This window comes from Wolbachia endosymbiont of Muscidifurax uniraptor (genome assembly GCF_054149795.1).
The window spans coordinates 894,724-921,026 of the sequence record NZ_CP083727.1 but is presented as its reverse complement, the minus strand read 5'-3'; the positions used below and the strand labels follow the sequence as shown (position 1 = coordinate 921,026).

Annotated in this window: 21 protein-coding genes, 1 tRNA gene and 8 pseudogenes; 16 read left to right on the top strand and 14 right to left on the bottom strand. The window is 35.3% G+C overall.

The window, feature by feature from the left end:
- The first annotated feature begins 108 nt into the window (after positions 1 to 108).
- On the top strand, positions 109 to 1,044 hold the full coding sequence (locus LA754_RS04675) for an Rpn family recombination-promoting nuclease/putative transposase (RefSeq protein ID WP_353285638.1): 936 nt from the start codon (positions 109 to 111) through the stop codon (positions 1,042 to 1,044).
- A gap of 61 nt (positions 1,045 to 1,105) precedes the next feature.
- Here LA754_RS04675 and LA754_RS04670 read toward each other — a convergent pair.
- From LA754_RS04670 to LA754_RS04655, 4 genes and pseudogenes are all read right to left on the bottom strand, one after another.
- Positions 1,106 to 1,890 (bottom strand): IS5 family transposase gene (locus LA754_RS04670; protein WP_238513981.1). Its coding sequence is split into 2 segments (ribosomal slippage): positions 1,106 to 1,569 and positions 1,569 to 1,890, totalling 786 coding nucleotides; the frame shifts between segments, so codons are not numbered across the junction.
- Between the two features lie 105 nt (positions 1,891 to 1,995).
- Positions 1,996 to 2,568, bottom strand: a pseudogene (locus LA754_RS04665) (IS3 family transposase); the annotation flags it as partial.
- A 232-nt stretch (positions 2,569 to 2,800) separates the two neighbouring features.
- Positions 2,801 to 3,607 carry an SDR family oxidoreductase gene (locus LA754_RS04660; protein ID WP_077188304.1) on the bottom strand — a complete coding sequence of 269 codons (807 nt, stop codon included), beginning with the start codon at positions 3,605 to 3,607 and terminating at the stop codon, positions 2,801 to 2,803.
- A gap of 5 nt (positions 3,608 to 3,612) precedes the next feature.
- Positions 3,613 to 4,257, bottom strand: a complete 645-nt coding sequence (locus tag LA754_RS04655; RefSeq protein ID WP_015589325.1) for an alpha/beta hydrolase — start codon at positions 4,255 to 4,257, stop codon at positions 3,613 to 3,615.
- Between the two features lie 61 nt (positions 4,258 to 4,318).
- Here LA754_RS04655 and LA754_RS04650 point away from each other — a divergent pair, with 61 nt between their 5' ends.
- A complete protein-coding gene (locus tag LA754_RS04650; RefSeq protein WP_457923615.1) occupies positions 4,319 to 4,441 on the top strand; it encodes a hypothetical protein in 123 nt (40 codons plus the stop codon).
- 12 nt (positions 4,442 to 4,453) lie between these two features.
- Here the strand turns inward: LA754_RS04650 and LA754_RS04645 are convergent.
- Positions 4,454 to 5,402, bottom strand: a pseudogene (locus LA754_RS04645) (IS5 family transposase).
- 176 nt (positions 5,403 to 5,578) lie between these two features.
- Positions 5,579 to 6,262 (bottom strand): P44/Msp2 family outer membrane protein, encoded by a 684-nt coding sequence (locus LA754_RS04640; protein ID WP_457923614.1) that lies wholly within the window; start codon positions 6,260 to 6,262, stop codon positions 5,579 to 5,581.
- A gap of 287 nt (positions 6,263 to 6,549) precedes the next feature.
- Between LA754_RS04640 and LA754_RS04635 the strand changes: the two genes are divergently transcribed.
- The 5 genes and pseudogenes from LA754_RS04635 to LA754_RS04615 all read left to right on the top strand — a co-directional run bounded on the left by LA754_RS04635 (position 6,550) and on the right by LA754_RS04615 (position 9,777).
- Entirely contained in the window at positions 6,550 to 6,726 is a 177-nt protein-coding gene (locus LA754_RS04635) for a hypothetical protein (protein ID WP_236514703.1), read from the top strand.
- Positions 6,711 to 7,067 (top strand): annotated as a pseudogene (locus LA754_RS04630) (transposase); the annotation flags it as partial. The gene LA754_RS04635 and the pseudogene LA754_RS04630, both read left to right, overlap by 16 nt.
- Positions 7,068 to 7,109: 42 nt before the next feature.
- Positions 7,110 to 7,762, top strand: a pseudogene (locus LA754_RS04625) (IS630 family transposase); the annotation flags it as partial.
- Positions 7,763 to 7,834: 72 nt separating this feature from the next.
- Positions 7,835 to 8,885, top strand: a pseudogene (locus LA754_RS04620) (IS3 family transposase).
- Between the two features lie 107 nt (positions 8,886 to 8,992).
- Positions 8,993 to 9,777, top strand: a protein-coding gene (locus LA754_RS04615) for an IS5 family transposase (protein WP_457923730.1) whose coding sequence is annotated in 2 segments (ribosomal slippage) — positions 8,993 to 9,314 and positions 9,314 to 9,777 — 786 coding nt in all. Because the reading frame shifts where the segments join, the coding sequence is not laid out codon by codon here.
- A 100-nt stretch (positions 9,778 to 9,877) separates the two neighbouring features.
- Here LA754_RS04615 and LA754_RS04610 read toward each other — a convergent pair.
- From LA754_RS04610 to LA754_RS04600, 3 genes and pseudogenes are all read right to left on the bottom strand, one after another.
- Positions 9,878 to 10,672 (bottom strand): annotated as a pseudogene (locus tag LA754_RS04610) (EndoU domain-containing protein).
- Between the two features lie 58 nt (positions 10,673 to 10,730).
- Positions 10,731 to 11,918 carry a phosphoglycerate kinase gene (locus tag LA754_RS04605; protein WP_457923613.1) on the bottom strand — a complete coding sequence of 396 codons (1,188 nt, stop codon included), beginning with the start codon at positions 11,916 to 11,918 and terminating at the stop codon, positions 10,731 to 10,733.
- Positions 11,919 to 12,205: 287 nt separating this feature from the next.
- Positions 12,206 to 13,217, bottom strand: a protein-coding gene (locus LA754_RS04600; protein ID WP_410530063.1) for an IS630 family transposase whose coding sequence is annotated in 2 segments (ribosomal slippage) — positions 12,206 to 12,736 and positions 12,738 to 13,217 — 1,011 coding nt in all. Because the reading frame shifts where the segments join, the coding sequence is not laid out codon by codon here.
- A 454-nt stretch (positions 13,218 to 13,671) separates the two neighbouring features.
- On the opposite strand from LA754_RS04600, the gene recG reads away from it, so the two are divergent.
- Both recG and LA754_RS04590 read left to right on the top strand, forming a co-directional pair.
- Entirely contained in the window at positions 13,672 to 15,693 is a 2,022-nt protein-coding gene (recG, locus tag LA754_RS04595; RefSeq protein ID WP_209472617.1) for an ATP-dependent DNA helicase RecG, read from the top strand.
- Between the two features lie 595 nt (positions 15,694 to 16,288).
- The gene (locus LA754_RS04590) at positions 16,289 to 16,477 is read left to right on the top strand and encodes a hypothetical protein (RefSeq protein ID WP_264705972.1); all 189 of its coding nucleotides are present in this window, start codon (positions 16,289 to 16,291) and stop codon (positions 16,475 to 16,477) included.
- 19 nt (positions 16,478 to 16,496) lie between these two features.
- Here the strand turns inward: LA754_RS04590 and LA754_RS04585 are convergent.
- Positions 16,497 to 17,445 (bottom strand): annotated as a pseudogene (locus LA754_RS04585) (IS5 family transposase).
- 271 nt (positions 17,446 to 17,716) lie between these two features.
- Between LA754_RS04585 and LA754_RS04580 the strand changes: the two are divergent.
- Entirely contained in the window at positions 17,717 to 18,004 is a 288-nt protein-coding gene (locus tag LA754_RS04580; protein ID WP_007549783.1) for a hypothetical protein, read from the top strand.
- Between the two features lie 15 nt (positions 18,005 to 18,019).
- Here the strand turns inward: LA754_RS04580 and LA754_RS04575 are convergent, their stop codons facing one another.
- The 3 genes from LA754_RS04575 to cutA all read right to left on the bottom strand — a co-directional run bounded on the left by LA754_RS04575 (position 18,020) and on the right by cutA (position 19,014).
- The gene (locus LA754_RS04575) at positions 18,020 to 18,478 is read right to left on the bottom strand and encodes a hypothetical protein (protein WP_022626355.1); all 459 of its coding nucleotides are present in this window, start codon (positions 18,476 to 18,478) and stop codon (positions 18,020 to 18,022) included.
- A 135-nt stretch (positions 18,479 to 18,613) separates the two neighbouring features.
- Positions 18,614 to 18,688: transfer RNA gene (locus LA754_RS04570), tRNA-Gln, on the bottom strand.
- The gene (gene cutA, locus LA754_RS04565; RefSeq protein WP_006279213.1) at positions 18,679 to 19,014 is read right to left on the bottom strand and encodes a divalent-cation tolerance protein CutA; all 336 of its coding nucleotides are present in this window, start codon (positions 19,012 to 19,014) and stop codon (positions 18,679 to 18,681) included. The genes LA754_RS04570 and cutA overlap by 10 nt, the downstream gene beginning before the upstream one ends.
- Positions 19,015 to 19,178: 164 nt before the next feature.
- Here cutA and LA754_RS04560 point away from each other — a divergent pair, with 164 nt between their 5' ends.
- On the top strand, positions 19,179 to 19,379 hold the full coding sequence (locus tag LA754_RS04560; protein ID WP_353285648.1) for a hypothetical protein: 201 nt from the start codon (positions 19,179 to 19,181) through the stop codon (positions 19,377 to 19,379).
- Positions 19,380 to 19,790: 411 nt separating this feature from the next.
- Here the strand turns inward: LA754_RS04560 and walE1 are convergent, their stop codons facing one another.
- Positions 19,791 to 21,317 (bottom strand): actin bundler, encoded by a 1,527-nt coding sequence (gene walE1 / locus LA754_RS04555; protein WP_457923612.1) that lies wholly within the window; start codon positions 21,315 to 21,317, stop codon positions 19,791 to 19,793.
- 155 nt (positions 21,318 to 21,472) lie between these two features.
- On the opposite strand from walE1, the gene LA754_RS04550 reads away from it, so the two are divergent.
- From LA754_RS04550 to LA754_RS04530, 5 genes and pseudogenes are all read left to right on the top strand, one after another.
- Positions 21,473 to 21,688, top strand: coding sequence for a hypothetical protein (locus LA754_RS04550; protein WP_006279848.1), 216 nt, complete (start codon positions 21,473 to 21,475; stop codon positions 21,686 to 21,688).
- 82 nt (positions 21,689 to 21,770) lie between these two features.
- Positions 21,771 to 22,805, top strand: a complete 1,035-nt coding sequence (hflK, locus tag LA754_RS04545) for an FtsH protease activity modulator HflK (RefSeq protein ID WP_006279849.1) — start codon at positions 21,771 to 21,773, stop codon at positions 22,803 to 22,805.
- A gap of 2 nt (positions 22,806 to 22,807) precedes the next feature.
- Positions 22,808 to 23,680: a protease modulator HflC gene (hflC, locus tag LA754_RS04540; RefSeq protein WP_012673275.1), complete on the top strand. Its 873-nt coding sequence runs from the start codon at positions 22,808 to 22,810 to the stop codon at positions 23,678 to 23,680.
- 3 nt (positions 23,681 to 23,683) lie between these two features.
- Entirely contained in the window at positions 23,684 to 25,177 is a 1,494-nt protein-coding gene (locus LA754_RS04535) for a DegQ family serine endoprotease (protein ID WP_006279851.1), read from the top strand.
- Between the two features lie 230 nt (positions 25,178 to 25,407).
- A pseudogene (locus LA754_RS04530) lies at positions 25,408 to 26,136 on the top strand (hypothetical protein); the annotation flags it as partial.
- Positions 26,137 to 26,303 lie beyond the last annotated feature (167 nt).

Below are 26,303 nucleotides of genomic sequence, written 5' to 3'. Positions count from 1 at the left end.
ATACCGCGGCGGTATGACGGTTCGCGGCGGCATAGCTATCTTCAAAAATATGGTTGAATAATTGTTAATAATAGTGTATAATTATTAATATTTTTAAGCACTTTGGCTATGGCTTTATCTAAGTTTCTCGACCCTAAGCTGGATTTAACCTTTAAAAGAATCTTTGGCACTGAAAAAAATAAGAATATTCTCATACATTTTTTGAATGATATTTTAGGGTTTACCGAGATAAATACTATACAAGAAGTGGAATTCCTCAGTACTATAATGGATCCTGAAATTGCCTCTGATAAGCAAAGTATAGTTGATGTTCTTTGCAGGGACTCTAGTGGGGCTAGGTATGTGATTGAAATGCAGCTCACTCGCGATAAAGGCTTCGAAAAACGAGCTCAACTATATGCTGCTAAGGCTTACTCAAGGCAAGCTGATAAATCTGGTAAGTACATTGATTTAAAGAAGGTTTTCTTTATTGCTATCTCTAATTGTAATTTATTTCCTGATAAGCTTGATTATATATCCAGCCACACTATAAGAGATGAGAAAACCAATGAGCATGACTTAAAAGATTTTCAATTTGTATTTATTGAACTACCTAAATTTCCTAAGAATAAGGAAGAACAGCTAGAAAGCATAGTGGATCGTTGGTTATTTTTCTTCAAATATGCAGATGAAACTACGGAAGAAGACTTAAGGAAAATAGCAGAAAAAGCACCAATAATAAAGTTAGCCTACGATGAATTAGACAGGTTTAGCTGGAATGAAAAAGATTTAGTAGCTTATGAAGAAAGAATAATGGATCTACGGAAAGAAGAAGCCATTCTTGAATACAGACTTGACCTTGCTACTGAAAAAGGCATCCAAATTGGCGAAGAAAGAGGCATCAAAATCGGTAAAGAGGAAGGGAAAATTGAAGGGAAAATTGAAGGGAAAATTGAAGTTGCAAAAGCAATGCTGGCTAATAATGTTGATGTCAACACTATTGTCAAGTTTACTGGCCTTTCTATTAGTGAGATTGAAGAATTAAGTGTGAACGGTACAGAGTAATTTCAAAGTGCATTTGCAGTTGGAACGGATACATTTAGAGGTTGTCCGGAAACAAGTAAATTCAAGCATATTCCCTCTTTAACATAACCCTACTCATAGCTAGGTATATGAAATTCTCAGTGGATGTTGTGAGTAAATCATACTCCTTCGATAGCCTTCTATTCCTATTAACCCAAGCAAAAGTCCTTTCTACAACCCATCTTCTTGGCTGTACTTTAAACCCTTGTTCTCTTGTTGGTAGTAGCTCAGGTGGCGTATCTTTGTGCACCCAAAATCTACATGGAGGCCTTGTAACAATTTCAATATCTATGTCATATTCTTCCTTTATGTGATTCTTTAAATTTCTTCCTTGGTATCCCATGTCAGCCCACATTTTTTTAACTTTAGTATATTTTGTTCTCATATTGTTTAATGCTATTTTAATACCATCTCTATCATTTTCGTTAGCAGCGCCTACGTAACAACCTAGTATAAAACCCTGAGTGTCTGTAATTATATGCCTTTTTCTACCCTTTACTTTTTTACTTCCATCATAGCCTTTGATCCCCCCTTTTCTGTAGTCTTTACAGATTGACTATCTACTATACAGGCACTTGGCTGCTCATTCCTTCCTATTTTTCTTCTACTATATTTTGTAATTTCATAATTCATTTTCTCAAAAATTCCCTGCTTCTTCCATTGCCTGAACTGCTCATACACAGTCTTCCATAGCGGAAAATCATTTGGTAAATACCGCCATTGACACCCTGTACGCAATACATAGAAAATTGCTTCTAATATTTCTCTTTTGCTATACTTTGGCGGCCTTCCTCCTTTCTTGTATGATACTCTGAAGTGTTTTTCTATTCTTGCCTATTCCCTTTCGCTTAGATCTGTTGGATACTTTTTTCTCATCTTTACCCCGTACTAAAATTTCAGATATTATAGCCTTTTACTTGTTTCCGGACAACCTCTCAGTATAGCCCTGATGTCATTTTTCTGCATAATACTTTGCACCGTTTTCAAATTGCAACTTTTACCCAAAGCCTTCAATTCAGCATGAATTTTAGGAGCTCCATATCTACATTTAGAAACTTGATATATTTTTTGAATAGCTTCGAGTAGCTCTTTATTTGCTGATTCTCTACTGCTTATTTTTCTTGTGGTCCACTTATAGTAGCAACTAGCAGAAAATCCTACATAATTCCTGTACTTTATAGCAGTTACTATGCTCTTTTATAAAAAAATATTTTACTCTTTTTGACTGGCCAGGGCTTTTTTTTAAATGTCTCTTTCCCTTGTTACTTTTGCTAACTCTTTCTGTAAATCAAATCTCTCTTTGTCGTAAGGAGCCATGTTACCTCTACCTGGAAATGCATCTGCTGCCGACTTTTTTTCGTTGTGTTTCTTTATCCATTTTCCTAATAAACCACCCTTTATTCCTAAATCCTTTGCTGTTTTTGTAATTGTTTGACCTACCTTTCTTTGTTCATTTGCCAGCTTAACAGCTTCCAATTTGAATTCTGCCGTATATTCTCTTACCATTTCTAATCCTCCAAAATTTTATTTTACCCAAAAAAACTCTTTTCTTTCTCTCCACTTTTTCTGGGTAAGGTCACTATTTCTTAAGTAATTTACACTTCAGAGTTTATCTGCTTTAAAGTTTACTCTATTCTGTTTCAGCATTTGTCATAAATCCTTAATTATTTCTGACTTTTTAGTTCAGTTTTTAACCATTCTTTCCTTAACTTAATGGCAGTGACAATAAGCCTATCTATCATTCTGATGTGATTTCAGTTTTGTTTACGTGCAAACTCTCTAATCCCACCTTGTAGTTAGGATAAATTAGAGAGACATTAAGATCTTTTTTAATTTTAACATTACTTACTCTCTTTGATCCTAAATAAAAACTCTGTGCATAATCTGGTAACTCAATTGGCTCTGGAGGGCTAACATTGAGAAGTTTGGCAGCATACATTACCACTTCAGATTGTGTAGTGGGTAAATCGTCTGCACAATTGTATATTTCACCAGGTTTTATGTTTTGCATGGAAGAAAATAAAATATTTGATATATCTTCAACGTGAATACGAGAAAAAAAATGCCCTTCTTTTTTCACATTTCTTGCTTTGCCAAGCTGCAAGTCAATCAACACGTTCCTACTAGGGCCGTATATTCCAGCTAAACGAAAAATATGTACAGGCAGTTTGCTATTTAGCCACTTCTTTTCAGATTTAAGGCGCTTTTCTCCTCTGATTTCTATAGGTCTTGTTTCAGATTCCTCATCCACCCAATTACCAGAGTGATCACCATAGACGCTAGTTGCAGACAAATAACCAAGCCATTTAACATTTTGCAGGCAATCACCGTATCTCTCCACAACATCATCACCATCTGGAGGAATAGAAATTAAAACGTGCGTTGCGCTTTTAAGCAGATCTTGACTAACTTTCTCATAATTAAAGAGGATTACATCTTGTATATTTTTACTTCTTGATGTGCCACTGACTTTCCAACCTAAGTTCAGTAATTTTTTCGATAAAAATTTAGCTACATATCCATAACCAAAGCAAAACAAGTGCATGAAAATTAATTTTTAAAATTCTTCTTGATAAATTCTACTCCTAATTTTATTCCCTCTTCATTAATAATATGCCCTAATGCATGAATTGGGTGTCCTTCAACATTTACTCCATTTTCTTTCAGAGCTTTAACCGCTAAGTCGAGGGACGAAAAAGGTACCACGTCGTCAGCATCACCATGGATAACACATATGTTAGGTTTTGACTTGATCTCTGGTGCAGTTTTTGAAGGTGAAAGAAATCTACCAGAGTATGCAACAACTGATGCACAGGATTGAGAGCGGGTGAGAGCTGTATGTATTGCAAGCATTGCTCCTTGAGAAAATCCAACTAAAGAAAGTTGCGTATCTTTTAAATTAAGCTCCTTTAATTTTGTATCAATGAAATGATTTACAATTGATGTAGCATTTTTTACTCCATTATATAGCGCTTCCTCACTACGATCTTCCAAACTGAACCACTGATAACCATCACCTATTTCTCTCTCAAACGGAGCATTGGGTACTGCAAAATATGAACCCAGTAAAAACTTGCTCATAACTTTGGCAAGGTGAATAAAATTATCGCCACTTGAGCCCCAACCATGTAAAAAAATAATCAAATTTTTCTTATTTCCGCCTGCACAAATTTCTGGGCCTTTAAGTTCAATCATTTCTTTTCCTTTTGCGTTTATATTTTTATTTAACACTAATTTTCAAATTTGTAAAACCAATGTGCAATTATGTACACTAGCTCATAACTGTATGAACATTGCAATTTGCAGGCAATTCGCGTGGCAGATGAAAGTAGCTGACACTGGAATGGCTTTGTTGCATCGCTCTTCGGATAGTAGGTAACGTACAATAAATTCATGAAGCTATCTCAAACTTAGCCATGCCTATTTCAGTAAATTTGTTAAGCAAATAACACTTGAGTAGCAGTTCCTTCTCACGATTAATTTCAGATTTGCTCCTAAAACTAAACCCAAATATTCGCTTCAACCTTGAGAAAAATCCTTCAATATACGATCTTTTTCCGTAATTTACTTCTTCTTTCCATCTTTTTATACCATTCTCACCATGTAATTTCATTAACTGAATAGCGGCATTTCTATCAAGCATATAATCCAATTTTGGATGCTCTGCTGCGTTGTTTTTCGGAGGAATTTTCGTTTTTATACCATATTGATTACACAGCTTATAGAGCTTTTCTCTGTCATATGCCCTATCTGCATATAGTACTTTTATGACATACTGAAAATCGACTTCTTTTAGCAAATCACAAGCTCCATAGTGATCAGAGTAGACACCGTTACTGTATTTTACAGCTATGGCTTTTTTGCTGTTTGTATTCAACATTACATGCAATTTTCTTGTCTGTTCATAGCTGCGATACTTTCTATCTTCGCTATTTTCTTTGCTATGACCAGGAGTGTTGTTGTATATACTAATTCCTGTACTGTCTATAGCAATTTCGATATCTTCCATATTATTTTCTGCAATCATTGATCTTAATATTGAGTTTCTTAAACCTTCTTGATGATTGTGAATAGCTGATAACTTGCAAATTTTTCCCAATTTGCTCAAGGTATCCTGCTATAAACCCAACTGTTTGCCTCAGGCCTATTCTAAATAAACAAGTTATTATGTGCACCAAAATTACAACTTTATCGCTATAAATATTGTTGCCACCTGGTATTTTTGGACCATTCTCGTACCACTTTTCTATGGCTTCGTTGGTATAATGAAAAATATTTCCTCTTTTTTCTAGAAATTTGTTATATTCGCTATGGTTACTGACCCTCATTTTTTGTGGCATATTTTTTCTTCAACAGTTAAATCGCTATTTATAATGAATTTTGTCAGTAGCCACCAGATTTTTCAGTTGCTATGCAACAAAGCCCACTGGAATCCACATTTCTTTTTTCTAGATCCCAGTGTCATGCTACTTGGATGACAAGAAAAAACCCACTGGGATAACAAGATTGAGATAGACTAGAAATTAAACGCTACTCCAGCTTCTGCACCAACAGTGCTGTAAAGAACTTTGAGTTCCCCTTTGCCGTCTTTGTCAGTTTTATCAAAGTTAGCACCATAAGAACCGAAATAGCGAGCTCCAGCGTAAAGTTTGACTTCTGGAGTTACATCGTAACTAACACCAGCTCTTGCTTGACCAGCAAAAGCAAATTTACCATTTTGACTACTCACAGCAGTTGCCAAAGGTGTGCTAATATACGCTGTACCAACGCCAACACCAACATATGGAGTGATAGGCATATCTTCAATTGCTATATCGTAATAAACGTTAACTAGTCCTGAAATTGCTGTTAAACTGTCTGCAATAGCATCTGGCGTAAATTTTGCATCTGTAACATCATTTTTGTTTAGGTATGAATAAACTCCTTCAACATCAACCCTGATGTCGTCCATTTTGTAACCAAACGCACCACCACCAGCTATAAAAGACGCTTTCAATGGACTGTAATCACTATTGCCTTTCTTATAGGTAATACCATCAACTTTTGTGAAAAGAGGTAAAATTTCACCGTTGTATTGCAAACGAACGTAGTAGCTAGTTTCTTCATCACTTATTGGACCAACAGGATCTGAAAAAGCAGAGTTTGATAAACTTAGCAACGTTGCTAAAGCGGCTGCTGAAAAAAACTTTTTATAATGCATAATTGTCCTCGTAAAAAAAATTAAAATTCCACTTTAGCAGTCTAAGTAACAACTAAAGTTAAGTCAAGTGCTAACTTAATAACACAAAATATCCTACATTTTAACTAATTTTTAGGAGAAGACAAAGATTTTATTAATGAATAAATAGAGTTACACGACTTTTTTACTCTTGATTTTTTGGTATAGCTAACATAGGTAAGATTTACTATCGAAAGACCTCGTCATTCCGCTGCTTGTTAGCGGATGAGATACCGCGAATGAATCCATAACTACACGAACATTGCAATTTGAGTCTACCAGGAGGGCAATGCCTCTTATTCAAGTACCCTCTTCTTGTCATCCCAGTGCGTGACACTGGGATGGCTTTGTTGCATCGCTCAAGTGAAAAGAACTGGCAGTTACTGACAAAATTCATTATAAATAGCCATTTAACTGTTGAAGAAAAAATATGCCACAAAAAATGAGAGTCAGTAACTGCCATGAATATAACAAATTTCTCCAAGAAAGAGGAAGCATTTTTTGTTATATCAATGACGCCATAGAAAATTGGTACGAGAATTGTCCAAAAATGCAGGGCGGCAACTATATTTATAGTGATAAAGTTGTGATTTTGGTGCATATAATCGTCAGTTTCTTTAGAATTGGTTTAAGACAAACAGTCGGGTTTATAAAAGGGTATTTGCAACAAATAGGAAGAGATTTGGCAGTTATCAGCTATTCACAAGCATCAAGAAGGTTTAAGAAACTTAATATTAAGATAAATGATTGCAGAATTGATAAAAATATAGCTCTTTCCATAAAAGTCCGGATGTGGTAGGATAAGGGTAGATGATGATAAGGAGGTTGAATGCCAGCAGCATATAGTTATGATTTAAGAAAAAAAGCAATGGAAGCGCTAGACGAAGGAGAAAGCAGAGAAACAGTGGCAGCAAGATTTAAGATTGGACGAACTACTTTATGGGAGTGGCAGCAAAGAAGAAAAGAAACAGGAGACTTTCAATCAAAAAAACTTGGAAATGGGGGTTACAATCACAAAATTACCGACTGGGGTACCTTTGCCAAATTTGCCAGAGAACACGGAGGAAAGACTCTATCGGAAATGGCTAAACTTTGGAACAACGTTAGTATCCAAACGATCTATCGAGCCCTTAAAAAAATTGGATTTACGCGCAAAAAAAGACATATGGATACAAGGAAAGAAACGAAGAAAAACGTGCTGAATTTTTGAAAATTATAGCGACAAAAGAACCTAAAAACTTAGTGTATATAGATGAGTCTGGCATTGATAACACCGAAGACTACCCCTAAGGATATTGCCAGAAAGGACAGCGGTTTTATGCCTTAAAATCTGGAAAGAAAACTCAACGAATCAGTATGGTTGCAGCCTTAAGTGGAAGAAAGATAGTTGTTCCGTTAACCTTTGAAGGCCACTGTAATATGGATGTTTTTAATGGATGGTTTGAGCAATTTTTGACACCGATCTTGGAACCTGGACAGACTGACCTTACCCAGAAAAAGTGGAGAGAAAGAAAGGAGTTTTTTCGAGTAAAATAAAATTTTGGAGGATTAGAAATGGCAAGAGAATATACGGCAGAATTCAAATTGGAAGCTGTTAAGCTGGCAAATGAACAAAGAAAGGTAGGTCAACCAGTTGCAAAAGTAGCAAGAGATCTAGGAATAAGGGATAGTGTATTAGGAAAATGGATGAAGAAATATAACGAAAAAAAGTCAGCGGCAAATGCATTTCCAGATGTAGCACCTTATGACAAAGAGAGATTTGATTTACAGAAAGAGTTAGCAAAAGTAACAAGAGAAAGAGACATTTTAAAAAAAGCCCTGGCCAGTCAAAAAGAGTAAAATATTTTTTCATAAAAGAGCATAGTAAACACTATAAAGTGCAGGAATTATGTAGGGTTTTCTGCTAGTGGCTACTATAAGTGGACTACAAGGAAAATAAGCAGTAGAGAATCAGCAAATAAAGAGTTATTAGCAGATATTCAAAAAATATATCAAGCTTCTAAATGTAGATATGGAGCTCCTAAAATTCATGCTGAATTAAAGGCTTTGGGTAAAAGTTGCAACTTAAAAACAGTGCAAAGTATTATGCAGAAAAATGGTATTCAGGCTATATTGAGAAGAAAATTTAAAATTAAGAAACAACAAACGGACAGTAGCTCCCAATATATTAGACCAAAACTTTATTGTCGATCAACCAAATAAAGTATGGGATTATTTATATAAAAACCAAAGAAGGATGGCTATATTTGGCAACAATAATCGATCTATATTCACGCATGGTAGTTAATGAGCAGTTCAATAAATAAACAATAGGTTATGGACCCTTTATTAATGGCCGTTAACAAGCGTAAACCTGCCAAAAATCTACTATTACATAGTGATCAAGGTTCACAATATACTTTGCAAGGTTATCAATATCTCTTATCCATAAAAAACATAGATGAGTCATAAAGGTTGTTGTTACGACAATTCTGTTGTGGAAAGCTTCTTCAGTTCTCTAAAAAGGGAGTTACCAATAGACACCTCTCGGCACTCTAAACAGCATATCAAAACTGCTATATTTGAATATATAGAAATTTTTTATAACAAACAACGTCACTATTAAGAGGTTGTCCGGAAACAAGTAAAAGGCTATAATATCTGAAATTTTAGTACGGGGTAAAGATGAGAAAAAAGTATCCAACAGATCTAAGCGAAAGGGAATAGGCAAGAATAGAAAAACACTTCAGAGTATCATACAAGAAAGGAGGAAGGCCGCCAAAGTATAGCAAAAGAGAAATATTAGAAGCAATTTTCTATGTATTGCGTACAGGGTGTCAATGGCGGTATTTACCAAATGATTTTCCGCTATGGAAGACTGTGTATGAGCAGTTCAGGCAATGGAAGAAGCAGGGAATTTTTGAGAAAATGAATTATGAAATTACAAAATATAGTAGAAGAAAAATAGGAAGGAATGAGCAGCCAAGTGCCTGTATAGTAGATAGTCAATCTGTAAAGACTACAGAAAAGGGGGGATCAAAGGCTATGATGGAAGTAAAAAAGTAAAGGGTAGAAAAAGGCATATAATTACAGACACTCAGGGTTTTATACTAGGTTGTTACGTAGGCGCTGCTAAGGAAAATGATAGAGATGGTATTAAAATAGCATTAAACAATATGAGAACAAAATATACTAAAGTTAAAAAAATGTGGGCTGACATGGGATACCAAGGAAGAAATTTAAAGAATCACATAAAGGAAGAATATGACATAGATATTGAAATTGTTACAAGGCCTCCATGTAGATTTTGGGTGCACAAAGATACGCCACCTGAGCTACTACCAACAAGAGAACAAGGGTTTAAAGTACAGCCAAGAAGATGGGTTGTAGAAAGGACTTTTGCTTGGGTTAATAGGAATAGAAGGCTATCGAAGGAGTATGATTTACTCACAACATCCACTGAGAATTTCATATACCTAGCTATGAGTAGGGTTATGTTAAAGAGGGAATATGCTTGAATTTACTTGTTTCCGGACAACCTCTAAGAAAGGGTTACCTGATTTTTGAAGTATAAAATCAACGGCATCATTGCTGGTATATATCTTTGGCTAAAATAAATTAAGATTTACTGCAACTACAATAAGTGCTCTTATCATCACATTTTGGTGTTAAGTCAGGATAGAACGTGAGTATAGCATCATTCTTTCTTATAAATACTGATTGATAATTGTCATCCTCCATTTTATACAGGCACATTCCATCTTTTCCCAATTCCTTAAACGCCTTAGTTGCAGAAATTATCGGCATGAAGGTTATATGCATATCCATTTGGGCATTTAACTTTCACTTCTCCATCCTTGCCCAAATATTTCATTCCAAATGTATAAACTGGCGGCTTAATATCTGATTTATTGCACAGGATTCCAAATCGCACCTGCCCATTTATCTTCTTGAGCTTCAACATATCTGCCTACAAAATGCATGCCACCTAATTTATCGTTTGGCTCACCACAAAAAATATGTCCAAACCCTATAGTTTCTTTTTCACTTCCACTATTTGTAAACCAAATGTTAGCCAGTTCATCTTTAAATAGCTCCAAATCCGCATCTGGTGTGACAATTTGATGATCAAGCTCATCATATATTTCTTTCACTACTTCTTGATGCTGCAGACAACTAAGTAAAATTTTGAAATCTTCTTTATCTGGATGCGCTCCCCAATCTCCACAAACTTTCAACACTCCTCTATCGAAGTCAGTTAATTCTGGAAATGGTGGCTGGTTGTGAACTGAAAAATGGTTCAAAATTATTTTCTTCTACATAGTCAGTGTGAAAATAATGATCCCTAATATAAAAAATAAATCCTATTATTGGTATCATTAAACACAAAATTAGTTTAACTGTCTTCGACATAATCACGTTCACAAAAAAGCTAGCCTATAAGAAATAATTTAAAAAAGTTTTAATCTAATCATTTTTGCAGAGCAGCAACTCCCGGCATTTCATCGCCACTTAACCAATCTAAAAATGCTCCTCCACCAGTGGAAGCATATGTAAAATCCTTATCGGTAAAGCCTGCAGCACTTATTGCAGATAGACTATCGCCTCCCCCTATTATGCTGGTTAACTTTCCTTTGTGCGTTAAGTCACTTACGATTTTCATTACCCCTATTGTACCACTTGCAAAAGCTGAATGTTCAAAAACACCAATAGGTCCATTCCACAGCAGAGTCTTACTGCTTGCTATTATACTGCTTATTGTACTCAAAGTTTGTGGTCCGATATCCAAAATTATATCACCGTCCAAAATGGACTCAGTTCTTCTTGAAATACTAGTGCTGTAATCAGAGTTTACTGCAACCAGAACGTCTTCTGGCACAACTATTTTGCAATTGTTTTTATTTGCTGTTTCAAGAATATTATGCAGAAGGTCGTCAACACCATTTTGAAAGAAAGATTTCCCTATATTTACTTTGCTAAATGACAAAAAATTATTAGCAATTGCACCTCCGAGAACTAGGTAATCAACCTTTTCTGTTAGCTTTATAAGCATTTTTATCTTAGTTGACATTTTGGCTCCCCCAGCTATCGCAGTAATAGGTTTAGCTTTAAACGATACAGCTTTTTCAAGATACTTTAGCTCATCTTGCAAGCAAAATCCCGCGTAGGAAGGTAAAAACTCTGTAATGCGTGAAATAGAAGCGTGAGCTCTGTGAGAGCAAGAAAATGCATCATTGACATATGTATCCGCCAGAGATGCTAATTGTCTGGCAAAGTTTGCATCATTCTCCTTTTCACCTTCATAAAATCTTAGATTCTCTAGTAATATTATATCTCCTGCATCCATAGCACTCACTGCTTTTTGCACTTTTTCACCAACGCAATCATCAATGAATTTCACTTTTTTATTTAGTAACTGTGATAAAGTGTCAATTATATTTTTTAGCGACAGATTATTGTCTCTAGCCTTTGGGCGTCCAAAATGCGATATAATAATAATCTTTGCACTCGCATTCACTAAATACTGAATAGTAGGCAATGCTCTCAAAATACGAGTGACGTCACGAATTTCTCCATCTTTTATAGGAACATTGAAATCAACTCTGAGTAAGACGGTTTTATTGTGAAGATCACAATTTTCTATACTAGGTATATTCATTACAAAATTGAAGCCATAAAGTCACTATACAGCAGTTTGATCTAAAGTAAAGTTTTAAGCTTACGAACGTTTAAGGAAATTTGCATGCCAAACGCTTGACACTGGAACCTTATCGTCATGCCATCACGAACCGTCATACCGCCGGGTATCTCTTAGCCGCTAACACGTAGCGGGATACTTGACCTTTACAGGGATGACGATTGTCGTTTAGCCATAAATATTTAAGAAATTTACTAAACAGAAAAAAAGGCAAAAGAAGCCCCGTGGTTGGCTAATTATACCAATTCTCATTGTTGTCCAGTCAAATAGGAAACATTGCAGAGTTGTTTAGTTGTGGAGCTGGCAAGAGAAGTAATAAATTTGCACAAAGCACCCTCAAGTAGAGCAATTGTATCGTATATTTTATTGCGCAAAATGTTCTGTTTTATATATAACCAAAGCCTCTCAACAGGATTTAGCTCAGGTGAGTATGGAGGTAGGTATATAATGTCGATATTTTTAGGTACCTTTAAATTTTTTGACCTATGCCAACTAGCACAGTCCATAACGAGAAAAGCCTCTCGTGTTTCTAGATATTGCGAAATTTGCTCAAGAAATATGTTCATGCAATCAGTGTTGACATTTGGTGCAAATAAGCTAGAACTCTCTCCATTTCTAGGATTAACTGCACTATAGAGATAGAAATTTTGCCTACCTAATTTTGTTTTAACCTGTGTTCTAATCCCCTTTTTAAACCACCCATGTCCAACTTTTGAATGTGTGCCAAACCGTGATTCATCAAAGAAAAATAGCTCTTTTTCTGGATACTTGCTAATAGCTCAATTGAGATTTTTTTTTGAATTCCTCTTGTTTGCTTTTATCTTGTCCATTATGAACTGGTCTTGGTGTAATATATGAGAATTTCATCTTTTGCATATGGCGGTGTACTGTAGATTTGCTGATATTTAATCCGAACTTTTCCTGGATTCTTATTCTCATTTCTTTAATGGTGATATTAGGATTTTCTTCTATCCACTCTTCAATTTGCTGTAGTTGAGCCTGATTTAATTTAGTTTTTCTACGACGTTGTGAAGGAGCAAACAGTTTTTCTTCTCTGCCAATTTTCAAGAGTTTTACCCACGAAGTTAGTGCGCTTCTTGAAATGCAATATATTTTTGCTACAGCCGTTATACTGTACTTTTTTGCTGCAATTACAGCATTTAGTTTTTTTGAAACATATGCATTATTCCTTACTTTCTTCAGCATTTCTTTTGCTGATTCTACTACTTTTTCATCCAATAATTTTGATCTTAATGCCATTTAAACCTCGCTATTTTACTTACTTCAGTATGGCTTTTCTTCCATCATTGTCCATCTGTTTGCCCTGTAATGGGAATTGGTATAAAACCAAACTTTTCTGCTTGAGCTCTTAATGTAACTACTGGGTTTTCCTTTTCTTTTGGTGTAGAGCTGTTCATCATTAATACCTTGATATAGACTGCTAATGGTATAATAACACATAAAAATGATTAATAAGTTAATAAAATACCTACTATAAGCCCTATGATAGCAAATATAGTTAGGGGTAACTTAGGCTTACCGACGATTTTAAAAACAACAAATTCGTCATTCCGTTACGTGTTAGCGGCTGAGATACCGCGAATGAATCGCGGTATAACGTTAGAGAGCTGTGCTAGCTATAGTGCATACCTGACCATAAGGTGACAAGATTTTAAAAAGGCTCTATAACAGTTTTACACATGTATGAATCTCAATGAGCAATCAGATTTTTCTAAATAGCAGGCTGGAGAATATACCTAAATTTCATTCCGCAATATTACCTAAACTTTGTGGTGGGGACAAGGTGGTGGATCTGCTGTTTTATAAGCCACTTAGTTATGTGGATAGAAGCAAGTTACTATCTGATGCTCGAGTTGGAGAATTTACAACTTTCATTGCAAAAGTTTATGAACATCAGTCGCCCACTTTTAGAGGTAGACCATATAAAATAGTCGTTGAAAGTGAGAGTCAGTATATATTCATAGTCTTTTTTAATTACTCAGTTAAGTATTTATATAAACTATTTCCAATTGGAGCGAATGTGATCATCAGTGGCAAACTCGAAAAATTTGCTGAACATTGGCAAATTACTCATCCAGATTACGTGTCGCTTGACATCAACCAATTTAAAGAAATAGCTTGCATAGAGCCAGTTTACCAATTATGCCGTGGCATTACCAATAAGCGCATTGGGAACATAATAAGCTCTAATCTAAAGGAATTGCCTGATTTACCAGAGTGGATAGATGATACATTAATCAAGCAAAAAAAATGGTTAAGTTGGAGGGAAAGCATCATAAAGTTGCACAGACCAAGCTCATTGGCGGAAGCTGAGGTTTGTAGAAAAAGGCTTGCTTATGATGAATTGTTTGCGTATCAGCTAGCGCTGAAACTTGCAAGAAAAAATCATGTGAAAGAAAGGGGAAGAGAATTTATAATATTGAGTAAATACAAAGAGCAAGTTTTAAATGAATTGTCGTTTCAATTAACAAATGATCAAACTCGTGCAATAGATGAGATCTCAGAGAGACAAAAATCCAAGTATCGCATGATAAGCTTGCTGCAAGGTGATGTTGGTAGTGGCAAAACCGTAGTTGCACTTTTTGCAATGATAAATGTGGTAGAAAACAACATGCAGGCAGCTCTAATGGCACCGACTACTATCTTGGCGGAGCAACATTATAATTGGATTGAGGAAGTTTTATCCTGTACCGATATAAAAGTTGCGCTGCTTACTGGTAAAACTTCGCGCAAGGAAAGAAAGATTATCATGAACGAACTTGCAAGTGGTGTTTTAAATATAGTGATTGGCACTCATGCACTATTTCAAGCTAACGTTACATTTAAAAATTTAGGGCTTGCAGTCATAGACGAGCAACAGCGATTTGGAGTGATGCAGAGAAATCGCTTGGTAGGAAAAGGAGAAAATGCCGATATACTTTTCGTTACTGCAACTCCCATTCCAAGAACCTTGCAGCAAGCTATGTATGGTGATGTTGAATGTTCAATTTTGAAAGAAAAACCAAAATCCAGATTGCCAATAAAAACTGTAACTATGAACATTAGTAGGGTGCCAGATGTTATTGAAAAGCTAAAAGGTGCTATAAACAGGGGCGAAAAAGCATATTGGATTTGTCCATATATAGAAGAAAACGAAGAGACCAATATTGCTGCAGCAGAGATGCGTTTTCAGGAATTACAAAAAACATTTCTTGATAAAGTCGGGATAATACACGGAAAATTGACTCAGGAGCAGAAAGATCAAGTTATGTTTTCCTTCAAAAGGAATGAATTTTCTCTGCTTGTTGCAACCACTGTGATAGAAGTTGGTATAGATGTGCCAGATGCAACCATCATGATTATAGAAAATGCAGAGCAATTTGGGTTATCACAATTGCATCAGTTAAGAGGCAGAGTAGGGCGAGGAAACAAGCCATCTTTTTGTGTATTATTATACGATAATTTAAGTAAAAGCTCATCTTCAAAGTTAAAGATCATGTGTGAGTCACAAGATGGATTTTACATTGCTGAAAGGGATATGATGCTAAGAGGCAGTGGAGATATTTTAGGCACAAAACAATCAGGATGTATGGAATTTAAATTTGCTGATTTATATCAGGACAAAGAGCTGCTCAATCTCGCGTATAATAACGCAAAAGGCGCAATGGCTGATTTTGAATTACTGCTTGATATATTTGAATATAGGAGTAGATTACATTTTTCAAAATTTCAGTAGAAAAACCAGGTAGCCCGCAGAAACAAAAAAACTTACTTGACACCCTTCGCCAACCCCCTTACAATGAAACTGAAGCTATTGTATTTGCTTTCGCCAGTCTGCAGATTAAAAGGTAAGGATTACTTAATGTATCGGCGTCTTATGTTCAATTTTTTGCAGTATATAGGTACTGTATGTCTTTACAAAACTTCATCTACATCTAGATTTTTATCTAAATAAGCTGAACGCGCTTATAAAGCGTTACAAGACATCAAAAAATGCCAATACTCGACAGAGATAGTAAAAGACTAGCCAACTCGGGGATTCTTTGTCTTTTTTTCTGCTTAGTAAATTTCTTAAACATTTGCAGCGTAAGTTAGTTGCAATTAAAAGCGGCTGAATCTCGCTTGTCAAGCGTTTAAAACATAAAAAACGCCAATATTTTAAAGCGGATAATAACCACGGGGCTTCTTTTGCCTTTTTTTTCATTTGGTAAATTTCTTAATGTTTATGGCTAAACGACAACCGTCATCCCGCTGCTTGTTAGCGGGATCTCTTGTTAGCGGCTGAGATACCGCGAATGAATCGCGGTATGACGTAGATTGCTGTCATTCCAGTGCTCCTTTTTTTGTCATCCAAGCAGCCTCCTATGGTGTCATCCCAGTGCCCAGACACTGGGATCCAGCATTTCATGCAATCCCATCAAGAACGTTGTATTTTACATAACACTTTTATGCTTACCAACCCAGTGTCCAATCAAAATTCCTGGATCCCAGTGGGCTTTGTTGCATCGCTCTTCGGATAGTAGGTAACGTACAATAAATTCATGAAGCTATCTCAAACTTAGCCATGCCTATTTCAGTAAATTTGTTAAGCAAATAACATTTGAGTAGCAGTTCCCTCTCACGATTCATTTCAGATTTGTTCCTAAAACTAAATCCAAATGTCTTTTTTAATCGCGAGAAAAAACCTTCTATATAAGATCTTTTTCCATAACTCATCTCTTTTTTCCACTTCTTTATACCATCTTCATCATATGACTTTATGAGCTTGACTGCAGAATTTCTCTCAGCCATATAGTCTAACTTTGGATGCTCTGCTGCGTTGTTTTTCGGAGGAATTTTCGTTTTTATACCATATTGATTACACAGCTTATAGAGCTTTTCTCTGTCATATGCCCTATCTGCATATAGTACTTTTATGACATACTGAAAATCGACTTCTTTTAGCAAATCACAAGCTCCATAGTGATCAGAGTAGACACCGTTACTGTATTTTACAGCTATGGCTTTTTTGCTGTTTGTATTCAACATTACATGCAATTTTCTTGTCTGTTCATAGCTGCGATACTTTCTATCTTCGCTATTTTCTTTGCTATGACCAGGAGTGTTGTTGTATATACTAATTCCTGTACTGTCTATAGCAATTTCGATATCTTCCATATTATTTTCTGCAATCATTGATCTTAATATTGAGTTTCTTAAACCTTCTTGATGATTGTGAATAGCTGATAACTTGCAAATTTTTCCCAATTTGCTCAAGGTATCCTGCTATAAACCCAACTGTTTGCCTCAGGCCTATTCTAAATAAACAAGTTATTATGTGCACCAAAATTACAACTTTATCGCTATAAATATTGTTGCCACCTGGTATTTTTGGACCATTCTCGTACCACTTTTCTATGGCTTCGTTGATATAATGAAAAATATTTCCTCTTTTTTCTAGAAATTTGTTATATTCGCTATGGTTACTGACCCTCATTTTTTGTGGCATATTTTTTCTTCAACAGTTAAATCGCTATTTATAATGAATTTTGTCAGTAGCCACCAGATTTTTCAGTTGCTATGCAACAAAGCCATCCCAGTGTCAAGCACTGGGATGACACCATAGGGGCACTGCCGTCATAAAGGAACCAGTGTCAGCTACTTGAATGACATCATAGGGGCGCTGGCCTGACAACCGTCATCCCGCTGCTTGTTAGCGGAATCTGCTGTGGCGACATAAACTCAAATCATTTCAAATTTCAATCCAAAGAGGTATCATTATGTCAAACAACTTCAATTTTAAAGAATTTTTTAACCACTATGAAACAAATAGTACGTCAGATGATATACAAAGGTATTATTTGCTGTGGAAATCAGTAATAGCGCAGGCAATGATTGATGCAGCAAGTCACTGCAAAAAAACAGAAAGCTTGGTAGAAAAACGTAAGGCAATTTCTTGGTTATCAGACTTTAGTCAAGATTTTGTGCACACATGTATATTGGCTGATTGTGATCCGGTATACGTAAAAAATAAAATACAGCCAACCTTAAAAAGCCTTACTAGATAAAGCCTTTTTATATACTTAATGAGGTTTACTCCTTTTACCGAAAAAAATATAATTCAATCTCCTATCTATAGTTGCCTCTATATCTTTGATTAATAGCTGCTTTATCATGTTTACTTTTCGCTTTGCATCTTGAGCTTGACGCTCATTGTTACCACTGTTATTGCTGTAATTATTCTTATCACTATAACTACTGCCACTTGGTTTGCTACTGTTACTGAACTCACTACCCTTTTTTCTTCTTGTGTTGAGTATCTGTATTATCTTTTCCTTTAAAAAGGACTTCCAGCCTGTGCCAAGTAATAATTTATAGAGAAAATGCGGAGTAAGAAACGCCACTAATATTCGAATAGAAATTCCGTAACCGAGATCTTCCCTATTTTCATAATACCACTTGCAATATTGAAACAAACGGTAAAACGCATTTTTGAAAGAGCAAAATTCTACAGCATACCAAAAACCATTGCTGAGAAACATGAGCACAATGCTGAATGTGTAAAGATACATTGTGAAGAGAAACAGTTTCACAATTATATCTTTGAGACTACCTAATATATAATTCAATAATCTTAATTTATAGAAAAGTGATATCATTTCACACCCACTTCAATATGGCTGGGGTGGAAGGATTCGAACCTTCGCGTGGCGGTATCAAAAACCGCTGCCTTACCACTTGGCTACACCCCAATACTACTTACATCAATAACACTATTAGCCCAATTAGTAAAAGATTTATTTGCTTTTTCTATGGGCATCACAGCAATAGCTGGCTGATCATAAGAATGCATTGCTTCGATTTTTTCTACAATTTTATCAACTTGATCATTCCTGCTCTTCATAATTGCCACTACTTCACAACTATTACTAATTTTACCTTCCCATAAATACAGAGAATTCACTTCGGGAAATATATTTACACATACAATTAATTTCTCGTTTAACAATTCTTCAGAAACAGTTTTAGCCTCCTCAAAATTTGAAAAAGTTGTATAAACCAAAACTAAATTATTCATTAGTAGCTACATAAATGCATTGCTACTATACTCTACCGAGATTTATTCATCAAGAGAAAATAACGCCAGCGCGTACTGTATGAACATTTGTTTGCAAAGGTAGTATGTTAAGTGTTATAGCTAGTTTGCCTCAAACGTAAAGGTGTCATCCCAGTGCCCCTGTGATGTCATTCCAGTGCTTGACACTGGAATCCAGTTTTCCATATAATCTCATCGAAAACGTTGTAACCACTTTCTATGCTAGTTTGCTTGTAAACAAGCAAACTTTCCTGGATCCCAGTGGGCTTTGTTGCATCGCTAGCTATGATGGATTAAAGATAAAAAAGATAGCGAATATCAGTAGCTTATTATTCTGGTATTTATAACAAGAACGGTCAATGAATACCTAAATTTGAGTAAAAGAAATTTCACTACCATTTACCAATCCGGCTAAAATTCAAGAATTTCAATGCTTTAGCTATTTTCAATAGAATTAAATTTATTAATATAAATAACAAATTACTATTCTTAAATTTGATCAGATTGATTGCAAAAAAACAAGATTTTCAATAGGTTACTTATAATCCTAACTATAGTTAGCCTTTCATAAGTAGCGATGCAACAAAGCCATTCCAGTGTCAGCTACTTTCATAACACCTTTCCTAGCAGAGAAATCACAATGTTCATACGGTTGTACGCATACCGCTGGGATCTAGGATTTTTCTATAGTTTAAAAACAAAAAAAGGATGTTACTCATTGAGTAACATCCTTTTGGAGAAGGTAGAAGTTTTACTTATTACACTGTTCCTGGAGTTGCTGTAGCTCTTGAGTTGACAGGTTCTGCACTAGGTTGATCTAGAGATGCGCGTCGTTTTGCCAACTTTTCTTCGAGTTCTCTGTCAAATTCTTCTTTTAAAGGAAGAACTTGTTTTCTTGTTAGCGTAGAAGAACCAGAACCCATTCCACTATCAGTAGAATTACTGTGAGTGAGAGTTCCGTTACTCAAACTATCCAGGTTTTGCTCCACAATAGGATCACTGAGAACATCTTCACTGAAAGAACTTTGTCCATTTAAGTTAGTCAATGAGGCGCTTCTAGGTAGTTCTGGTGGAGCAACTGGAGTAAGCTTAGGAGTTAAGCTACTAGGTGAATTGCTTCTACGGACTGTTGCAAAGTTCTGAGAATCTGAATCAGAGACAGTAGCAGTACTTTCAGTTCCTATAGAATTTAGTGAATTGCTTTTTGACAAGCTGTTAGATTGTTCAGAGCCTTTTCTTCCCAGTGAAGAGAATGATGATGACACAGACCTAGTTAAACTTTTGACAGAAGGCCTGTTAGCTTTTTTCTCTGCTCTGTCAAACATATTGCTTACGCTTGAGTACAAATGATTTTCTCTACATTCTTTAATAACCTTCTTAATTTCATCGTGATGTTCAGAGAAAACACTGTCGATGAAATAACTACCTTTAGGTAATGACCTTTGTGTTAACAAGTTATGCAAGCTTTTTTCATTTAAATTATTAATGAATTCTTTCAGTACTTGCCATCCAGAAGTATGTTCAATCTCCCCTGATTTTGCCTTCTCTGCCATTTTTAAATCAATTTCTGACGATATTCCAGAAAGTATATTTTTCACTAACCCAGAATTATTTCCTTTATCAGCAAAAATTGCTTTCATATCATTTCTTATTTCGTCAGATTTCTTAATTGCATCTGGAGTAAACCTTTTTACCTTATCTAAATAGTCCGTCTCACCAGATGCCTTATGGAACTTATTTGCCACTCCTTCGCCTACAAAACTAGCGCCTTTTTTCAGTGAATCTACTGAATGTTCATAACCTTCTTTCACCTTATCTTTAACATGCATAGCACCATCTCTAACTTTTCTGGCAGCGTATGTTGATGCGTCCTTAACTTTCCCAGCAGTATATTTCGCCCCATCAACTGTTTTTTCTGCTGACCACTTGAGCCCTTTATATCCAGATTGAACTGCTTTTACAGCGACTTTTACAGCGAAATATAAAGCAAGACCAACTATAGCACCCGGTATAGCAAGTGTTGCACCAACTGCCAAAAGTGGTAGTACTGCCGTAAATAACCCACTTGCTGTACTTACTACAAGAATCTTATCTCCTTGTTTCATCTTAGAGAATTCTGTATCTCCTTTTAACAGGTCAGTCATTCTTTCTTTTAGCTTCTTGTGATCATTAGCAATATCTGAATTTGATAGATTTTGCATAGTTTTATTCAAATCAAGACTACCTTCTTGTTGTAGGCCTATTTCAGTTTCAACAGAATTTAAACTTTTTTTATTAGGTAACATTTTTAACCTCACTATTAATTAAATATATTATAATTGTATTCCTTGATTCTTAAGTTAGTGTTAAATTGATTGCCAGTATTTATTTGTCTTCAAATAATTTCGCTTGACGTGTTTTTTGATAGTGTGGAAAATTAGGTCAAGAAGCTGCAGCATTTATGAAGTATAGAAAAAGAACACTCATCTTTTTGGCTGTTATAACTTTAATAATAATAGCTTTACTATTTAGGTATAATTCCCATTTTCACAAAGACGTAGTGCACTTAAAGAGTGACAACAAAGAATTCAAAAAAAAGCCAGAAAATTCCATAGAGTCGACCATATTACATAGAGAAAAGGAAGTGTACGATCATGTTTTCCATCCTGATGATTAATTTGTAAATAAAATAGCAATTTATGTTTGCATTTTCTTATTAAAGAAGTAATATTAGCGTATTAATTATAGAATCAATCATTATGTTTGATGATAATAATCCTTGGAATCTGGGAAAGAAACCGGTAGGGAACAAAACTCCTAATAATGAAGATATTTTAAGTAAAGCTGTATCTGATATAAGGTTCTTTCTTAATGGATTAACCAGAAACAGGGGCAAAAAACCTTATTTCATCATTTTCATTATTTTGCTGTTCTATGCTTGCACTGGCTTTTATATTGTCCATCCTAGTGAAGAAAGTATAGAACTTACCTTTGGTAAATATTCTAATACAGAAACACCTGGTTTGCGTTATCACTTCCCCTACCCTATTGGCAAGGTTTTTAAAGTGAACGTTAAGGAAGTAAATCGTGAAGAAATTGGGGTAAGTAGTTCTTATGGGCGAGATACAGATCGCGGTGAAGGCGTGATGCTAACTGGAGATGAAAATATAGTCAACGTTAACTTCGAGGTTCAATGGCGCGTTAGAGATGCTAAGGACTATTTATTCAAAGTGCGGGATTACAAACCCGGTTTCAGTGTTAAAAATGCTGCTGAAAGTGCCATGAGAGAAATAATAGGTAAAAACACGATCTCTTTTGCACTTGGTCAAGGCAGACCAGAAATTTCTAGAGATACTAGAATTCTATTGCAGCAGATTCTTGATGGATACCAAATGGGCATAGAGATTTTATCTGTTCAAATGAAAAAAATTGATCCACCAGAAAAAGTAATCAGTTCGTTTAGAGATGTACAAAGTGCTCGTGCAGACAAAGAGCGTACTATAAACGAAGCATATGCTTATAATAATGATATTATACCTCGAGCAAAGGGTGAAGCGATAAAGATAAAATTAGATGCACAAGCATATGAAAATGAAGTAATAAATGAAGCAAAAGGTAATGCAAATCGCTTTTTATCTCTTTATGAGGAATATAGACAGAATCCTTCTCTCGTTAAGAATCGTATTTATCTTGAAACTATGGAAAATATTTTCAGTAAGGTAGACAAAGTTGTTGTAACTGATGATCTGAAAGGTATGTTTTCTTATTTACCTCTTACAAATTTAGGAAAATAACCATGAGTAGTAATATTAAAATTGTTTTTGTTTCTGTATTTGTTGTTTTATTGATTGTTTTATCTAATTCAATATTTGTTGTGCAAGAAACAAAGCAAGCAATAGTTATACAACTGGGTAAAGTTGTAAGGGATGTTAGGGAAAGTGGCTTATATTTTAAGTTACCATTCATAAATAGTGTAGAGTTTCTTGATAAAAGAGTTTTAGATTTAAGTCCTGATAAGATCCCAAGGGAAGTGATAACAGCGGATCAAAAACGTATTATAGTAGATGCGTATGCAAAATATAAAATAACAAATCCTGTTACTTTTTACCAGGCTGTGAGGAATGAATCAGGTCTGGTTAGAAGATTATATCCGGTTATAGAAGCTCACATAAGAGAAAATATAGGCAGATTTTCGTTGATTAGCTTGTTGAATGAAAAAAGATCAGAGGTTATGCAATTGATTCAGCGTGGAGTTTATTCTGAAGCTGAAAAATTTGGCATAGAAATAATAGACGTAAGAATTAAGAGAGCAGATTTACCAGAAGAAAATAGTTCTGCAATATTTCGCCGTATGCAAACTGAAAGGGAAAAAGAAGCAAAAGAAATCAGAGCAGAAGGAGAGCAAGCTGGGCAGGAAGTTAGATCAAAAGCTGATAAATTAAAAAGGGAAATTATCTCCAGTGCAGTAAAAGAATCGTACGAAATAAGGGGCCGTGGTTATGCTGAAGCAACTAGAATTTATAATGAGGCATTTAAGGTTGATGAAGAGTTCTTTAACTTTTATCGCTCTATGAGCGCTTACAGTAAATCATTTGCCGAAAATAATACTAAATTTGTACTTTCACCAAACAATAACTTTTTAGATATTTTAAATAAAGGATGGAAATAATTTATGAAAAGTAAGGCATTTATTTTATCTATATTTGTATATTTTCTAATTGCGTTTTCTTCGTATGCTAATATGTTTGATTGGAATGCAAAAAAGGTCGTTGATGCTAGCACTACTGCATGCAACTGTAATCAAGGACTTGCCGATTTAGTGGAAGAACTCATTCCTGCGGTTGTAAATATTTCAAGCGAACAAATCATCAAACAAGAAAATAACAGCAGAACTAGAGTTCCATCTATGCCAGGAAATAATTTTTTTGATGATTTTAGAGAGTTTTTTGAGCATTTTGATCAGTTTTTTATGGATAGGGGCCCTAGTGTTAACAAAGAGGTGGTGTTGCTTGGTTCTGGGTTTATTATAGATAAAGGTGGAACTATAGTAACCAATTATCACGTTATTAAAAACGCCAAAGATATCACAGTTACTATGAACGATAATACTTATTTCAAAGCAGAAGTTTTAGGCTATGATGCAAGAACTGATCTTGCTGTGCTTAAGATTAATTCTGATAAAGATCTTTCTTCTGTTGCATTTGGTGATTCTGATAAAGCAAGGGTTGGTGATACGGTTATGGCAATAGGTAACCCATTTGGTTTGGGTAGCTCTGTAAGCACAGGAATTATATCTGCAAGGTCCAGGGACATTAGTATTGGCACTATGAATGAATTTATTCAAACTGATGCTGCAATTAATAGGGGTAACTCTGGAGGACCGTTATTTGATTTAAATGGAAAAGTTATAGGTATTAATACTGCTATCTATTCTCCATCTGAGTCTGGCGGCAACGTGGGTATAGGTTTTGCCATACCATCTAATTTAGCTATGTCAATTATTGACACATTAAAAAGTGGCAAAAAAATAAAACATGGTTGGCTTGGTGTGCAAGTTCAGCCTATAACGAAAGAATTTGCTGAGTCCTTGGGTTTAAAAGATATAAAAGGCGCATTGGTTGCAAGTGTAGTAAAGGATAGTCCTGCAGAAAAAGGTGGGATTAAAGTAGGTGATATATTATTAGAATTTGACGGTAAAAAAATCGATAGAATGACACAATTACCTCAAATGGTTTCAAGAGCTGGACCTGAGAAAAAAGTGCAAGTTAAGTTACTTAGAAAGAGCAAAGAGGTTAATATTAAAGTTGTGATCGGAGAATCTACAAATGATGGCCAAGATAACAATCAAGAAGAAAATAAATCAACATCTGATTATGTAACCGGTTTAACTGTTTCAAATCTGCCAAAAGAATCAAAAGAAAGTAAAAATAATGTACCTACAAAAGGTGTGATAGTTACCAATGTAGATAGTAACAGTAATGCCACGCTGCGTGGTATTAAAAAAGGGGACATCATTATCCAATTGGATGGAACTGATATAGAAAATACTAACGATTTTCAAAAACAAGTTGATTTAGCAGTAAAGAAAAACGGTAAAGATTCAATAATGTTGCTCATTTACCGCAATGGAAATCAATTTTTCGCTTCAATAAAGTTAAAGAAGTAATTTTATTCACTAAATTTACAAAACAGTAGTGTTGTAAGCTCGCTACTGTAACACTTCAATCTTATAAAATAAATAAAAATCTACACTAGATTTCTTGCATAACCATATAAAAAATCAAAGGATGTCATTCCAGTGTCAGCTACTTGCATGACGCCGTCATAAAGGAACCAGTGTCGGCCACTTGGATAACACCATAGGGGTTACTTGGGTGATACTATAGGAGGTCTAACATGAACTTTCTAAAATTCATTGAACTGTGCTTTCAAACAGTGGTGCCGGGATGTGAGTATAATGATTATCAGTACATAAAAGTCATAGCAGACAGGCTGGAAGCAGCCAATGCTGGCGAAGTAAGGCGCATAATATTCAATATGCCTCCGCGTTCAATGAAGTCCATATGTATGAGTGTTGCGTGGCCCGCATGGATACTGGGAAATCAGCCAACTGCAAGAATAATAGTTGCAAGTTATTCTAAGTTGCTTAGTGAAAAACATTCGCTCGATACCAGGTGCATAATGCAATCTGATTGGTATAAAGAACTATTTCCAGAGGTAGAACTATCCAAAGACCAGAACACTAAATATAAATTCCAAACAGTGCAGAGAGGATTTAGAATCGCAACATCAGTTGGAGGAACATTAACCGGTGAAGGTGGTGACTTTATTATTGTGGATGATCCGCTTAACCCTGCTCAAACTTTGAGTGAAACATTTAGAAAACGTGCCACAAACTGGTTCGATCAGACTTTAGTAACGAGACTCAACGATAGAAAAAAAGGAGCAATTGTGCTTGTGATGCATAGGCTCCACCTGGAAGACTTAACTGGGCACCTCTTATCTAAGCCAAAAAACATATGGCATCACATTTGTTTGCCAATGATTTCTGAAAATAAGGAGGTTATTTATTCAATTAATAACCATACTGGTGTCATTCCAACCCCCCCTCCTGTCATCCCAGTGCCCAGACACTTGTATCTTGTATCTGGGATCTCGTTCCTTAACTTTATAGTGTAAATTATTTCAAATTGTGTCTAGCTGCAAGTATAATAATTTCCATTTATAGATAAAGTATGTTGCAAATGTTATGCCAAAGAGTATAATAAAATCTATATCAAATACTTTACAAG

What these genes read in the sequence shown, in the direction of transcription:
- LA754_RS04675 (WP_353285638.1), top strand. Translation starts at nt 109, where the DNA reads ATGGCTTTATCTAAGTTTCTCGACCCTAAGCTGGATTTAACCTTTAAA.
- LA754_RS04660 (WP_077188304.1), bottom strand. Translation starts at nt 3,607, where the DNA reads ATGCACTTGTTTTGCTTTGGTTATGGATATGTAGCTAAATTTTTATCG.
- LA754_RS04655 (WP_015589325.1), bottom strand. Translation starts at nt 4,257, where the DNA reads ATGATTGAACTTAAAGGCCCAGAAATTTGTGCAGGCGGAAATAAGAAA.
- LA754_RS04640 (WP_457923614.1), bottom strand. Translation starts at nt 6,262, where the DNA reads ATGCATTATAAAAAGTTTTTTTCAGCAGCCGCTTTAGCAACGTTGCTA.
- LA754_RS04605 (WP_457923613.1), bottom strand. Translation starts at nt 11,918, where the DNA reads ATGAATATACCTAGTATAGAAAATTGTGATCTTCACAATAAAACCGTC.
- recG (WP_209472617.1), top strand. Translation starts at nt 13,672, where the DNA reads ATGAGCAATCAGATTTTTCTAAATAGCAGGCTGGAGAATATACCTAAA.
- LA754_RS04580 (WP_007549783.1), top strand. Translation starts at nt 17,717, where the DNA reads ATGTCAAACAACTTCAATTTTAAAGAATTTTTTAACCACTATGAAACA.
- LA754_RS04575 (WP_022626355.1), bottom strand. Translation starts at nt 18,478, where the DNA reads ATGTTTCTCAGCAATGGTTTTTGGTATGCTGTAGAATTTTGCTCTTTC.
- cutA (WP_006279213.1), bottom strand. Translation starts at nt 19,014, where the DNA reads ATGAATAATTTAGTTTTGGTTTATACAACTTTTTCAAATTTTGAGGAG.
- LA754_RS04560 (WP_353285648.1), top strand. Translation starts at nt 19,179, where the DNA reads ATGTCATTCCAGTGCTTGACACTGGAATCCAGTTTTCCATATAATCTC.
- walE1 (WP_457923612.1), bottom strand. Translation starts at nt 21,317, where the DNA reads ATGTTACCTAATAAAAAAAGTTTAAATTCTGTTGAAACTGAAATAGGC.
- LA754_RS04550 (WP_006279848.1), top strand. Translation starts at nt 21,473, where the DNA reads ATGAAGTATAGAAAAAGAACACTCATCTTTTTGGCTGTTATAACTTTA.
- hflK (WP_006279849.1), top strand. Translation starts at nt 21,771, where the DNA reads ATGTTTGATGATAATAATCCTTGGAATCTGGGAAAGAAACCGGTAGGG.
- hflC (WP_012673275.1), top strand. Translation starts at nt 22,808, where the DNA reads ATGAGTAGTAATATTAAAATTGTTTTTGTTTCTGTATTTGTTGTTTTA.
- LA754_RS04535 (WP_006279851.1), top strand. Translation starts at nt 23,684, where the DNA reads ATGAAAAGTAAGGCATTTATTTTATCTATATTTGTATATTTTCTAATT.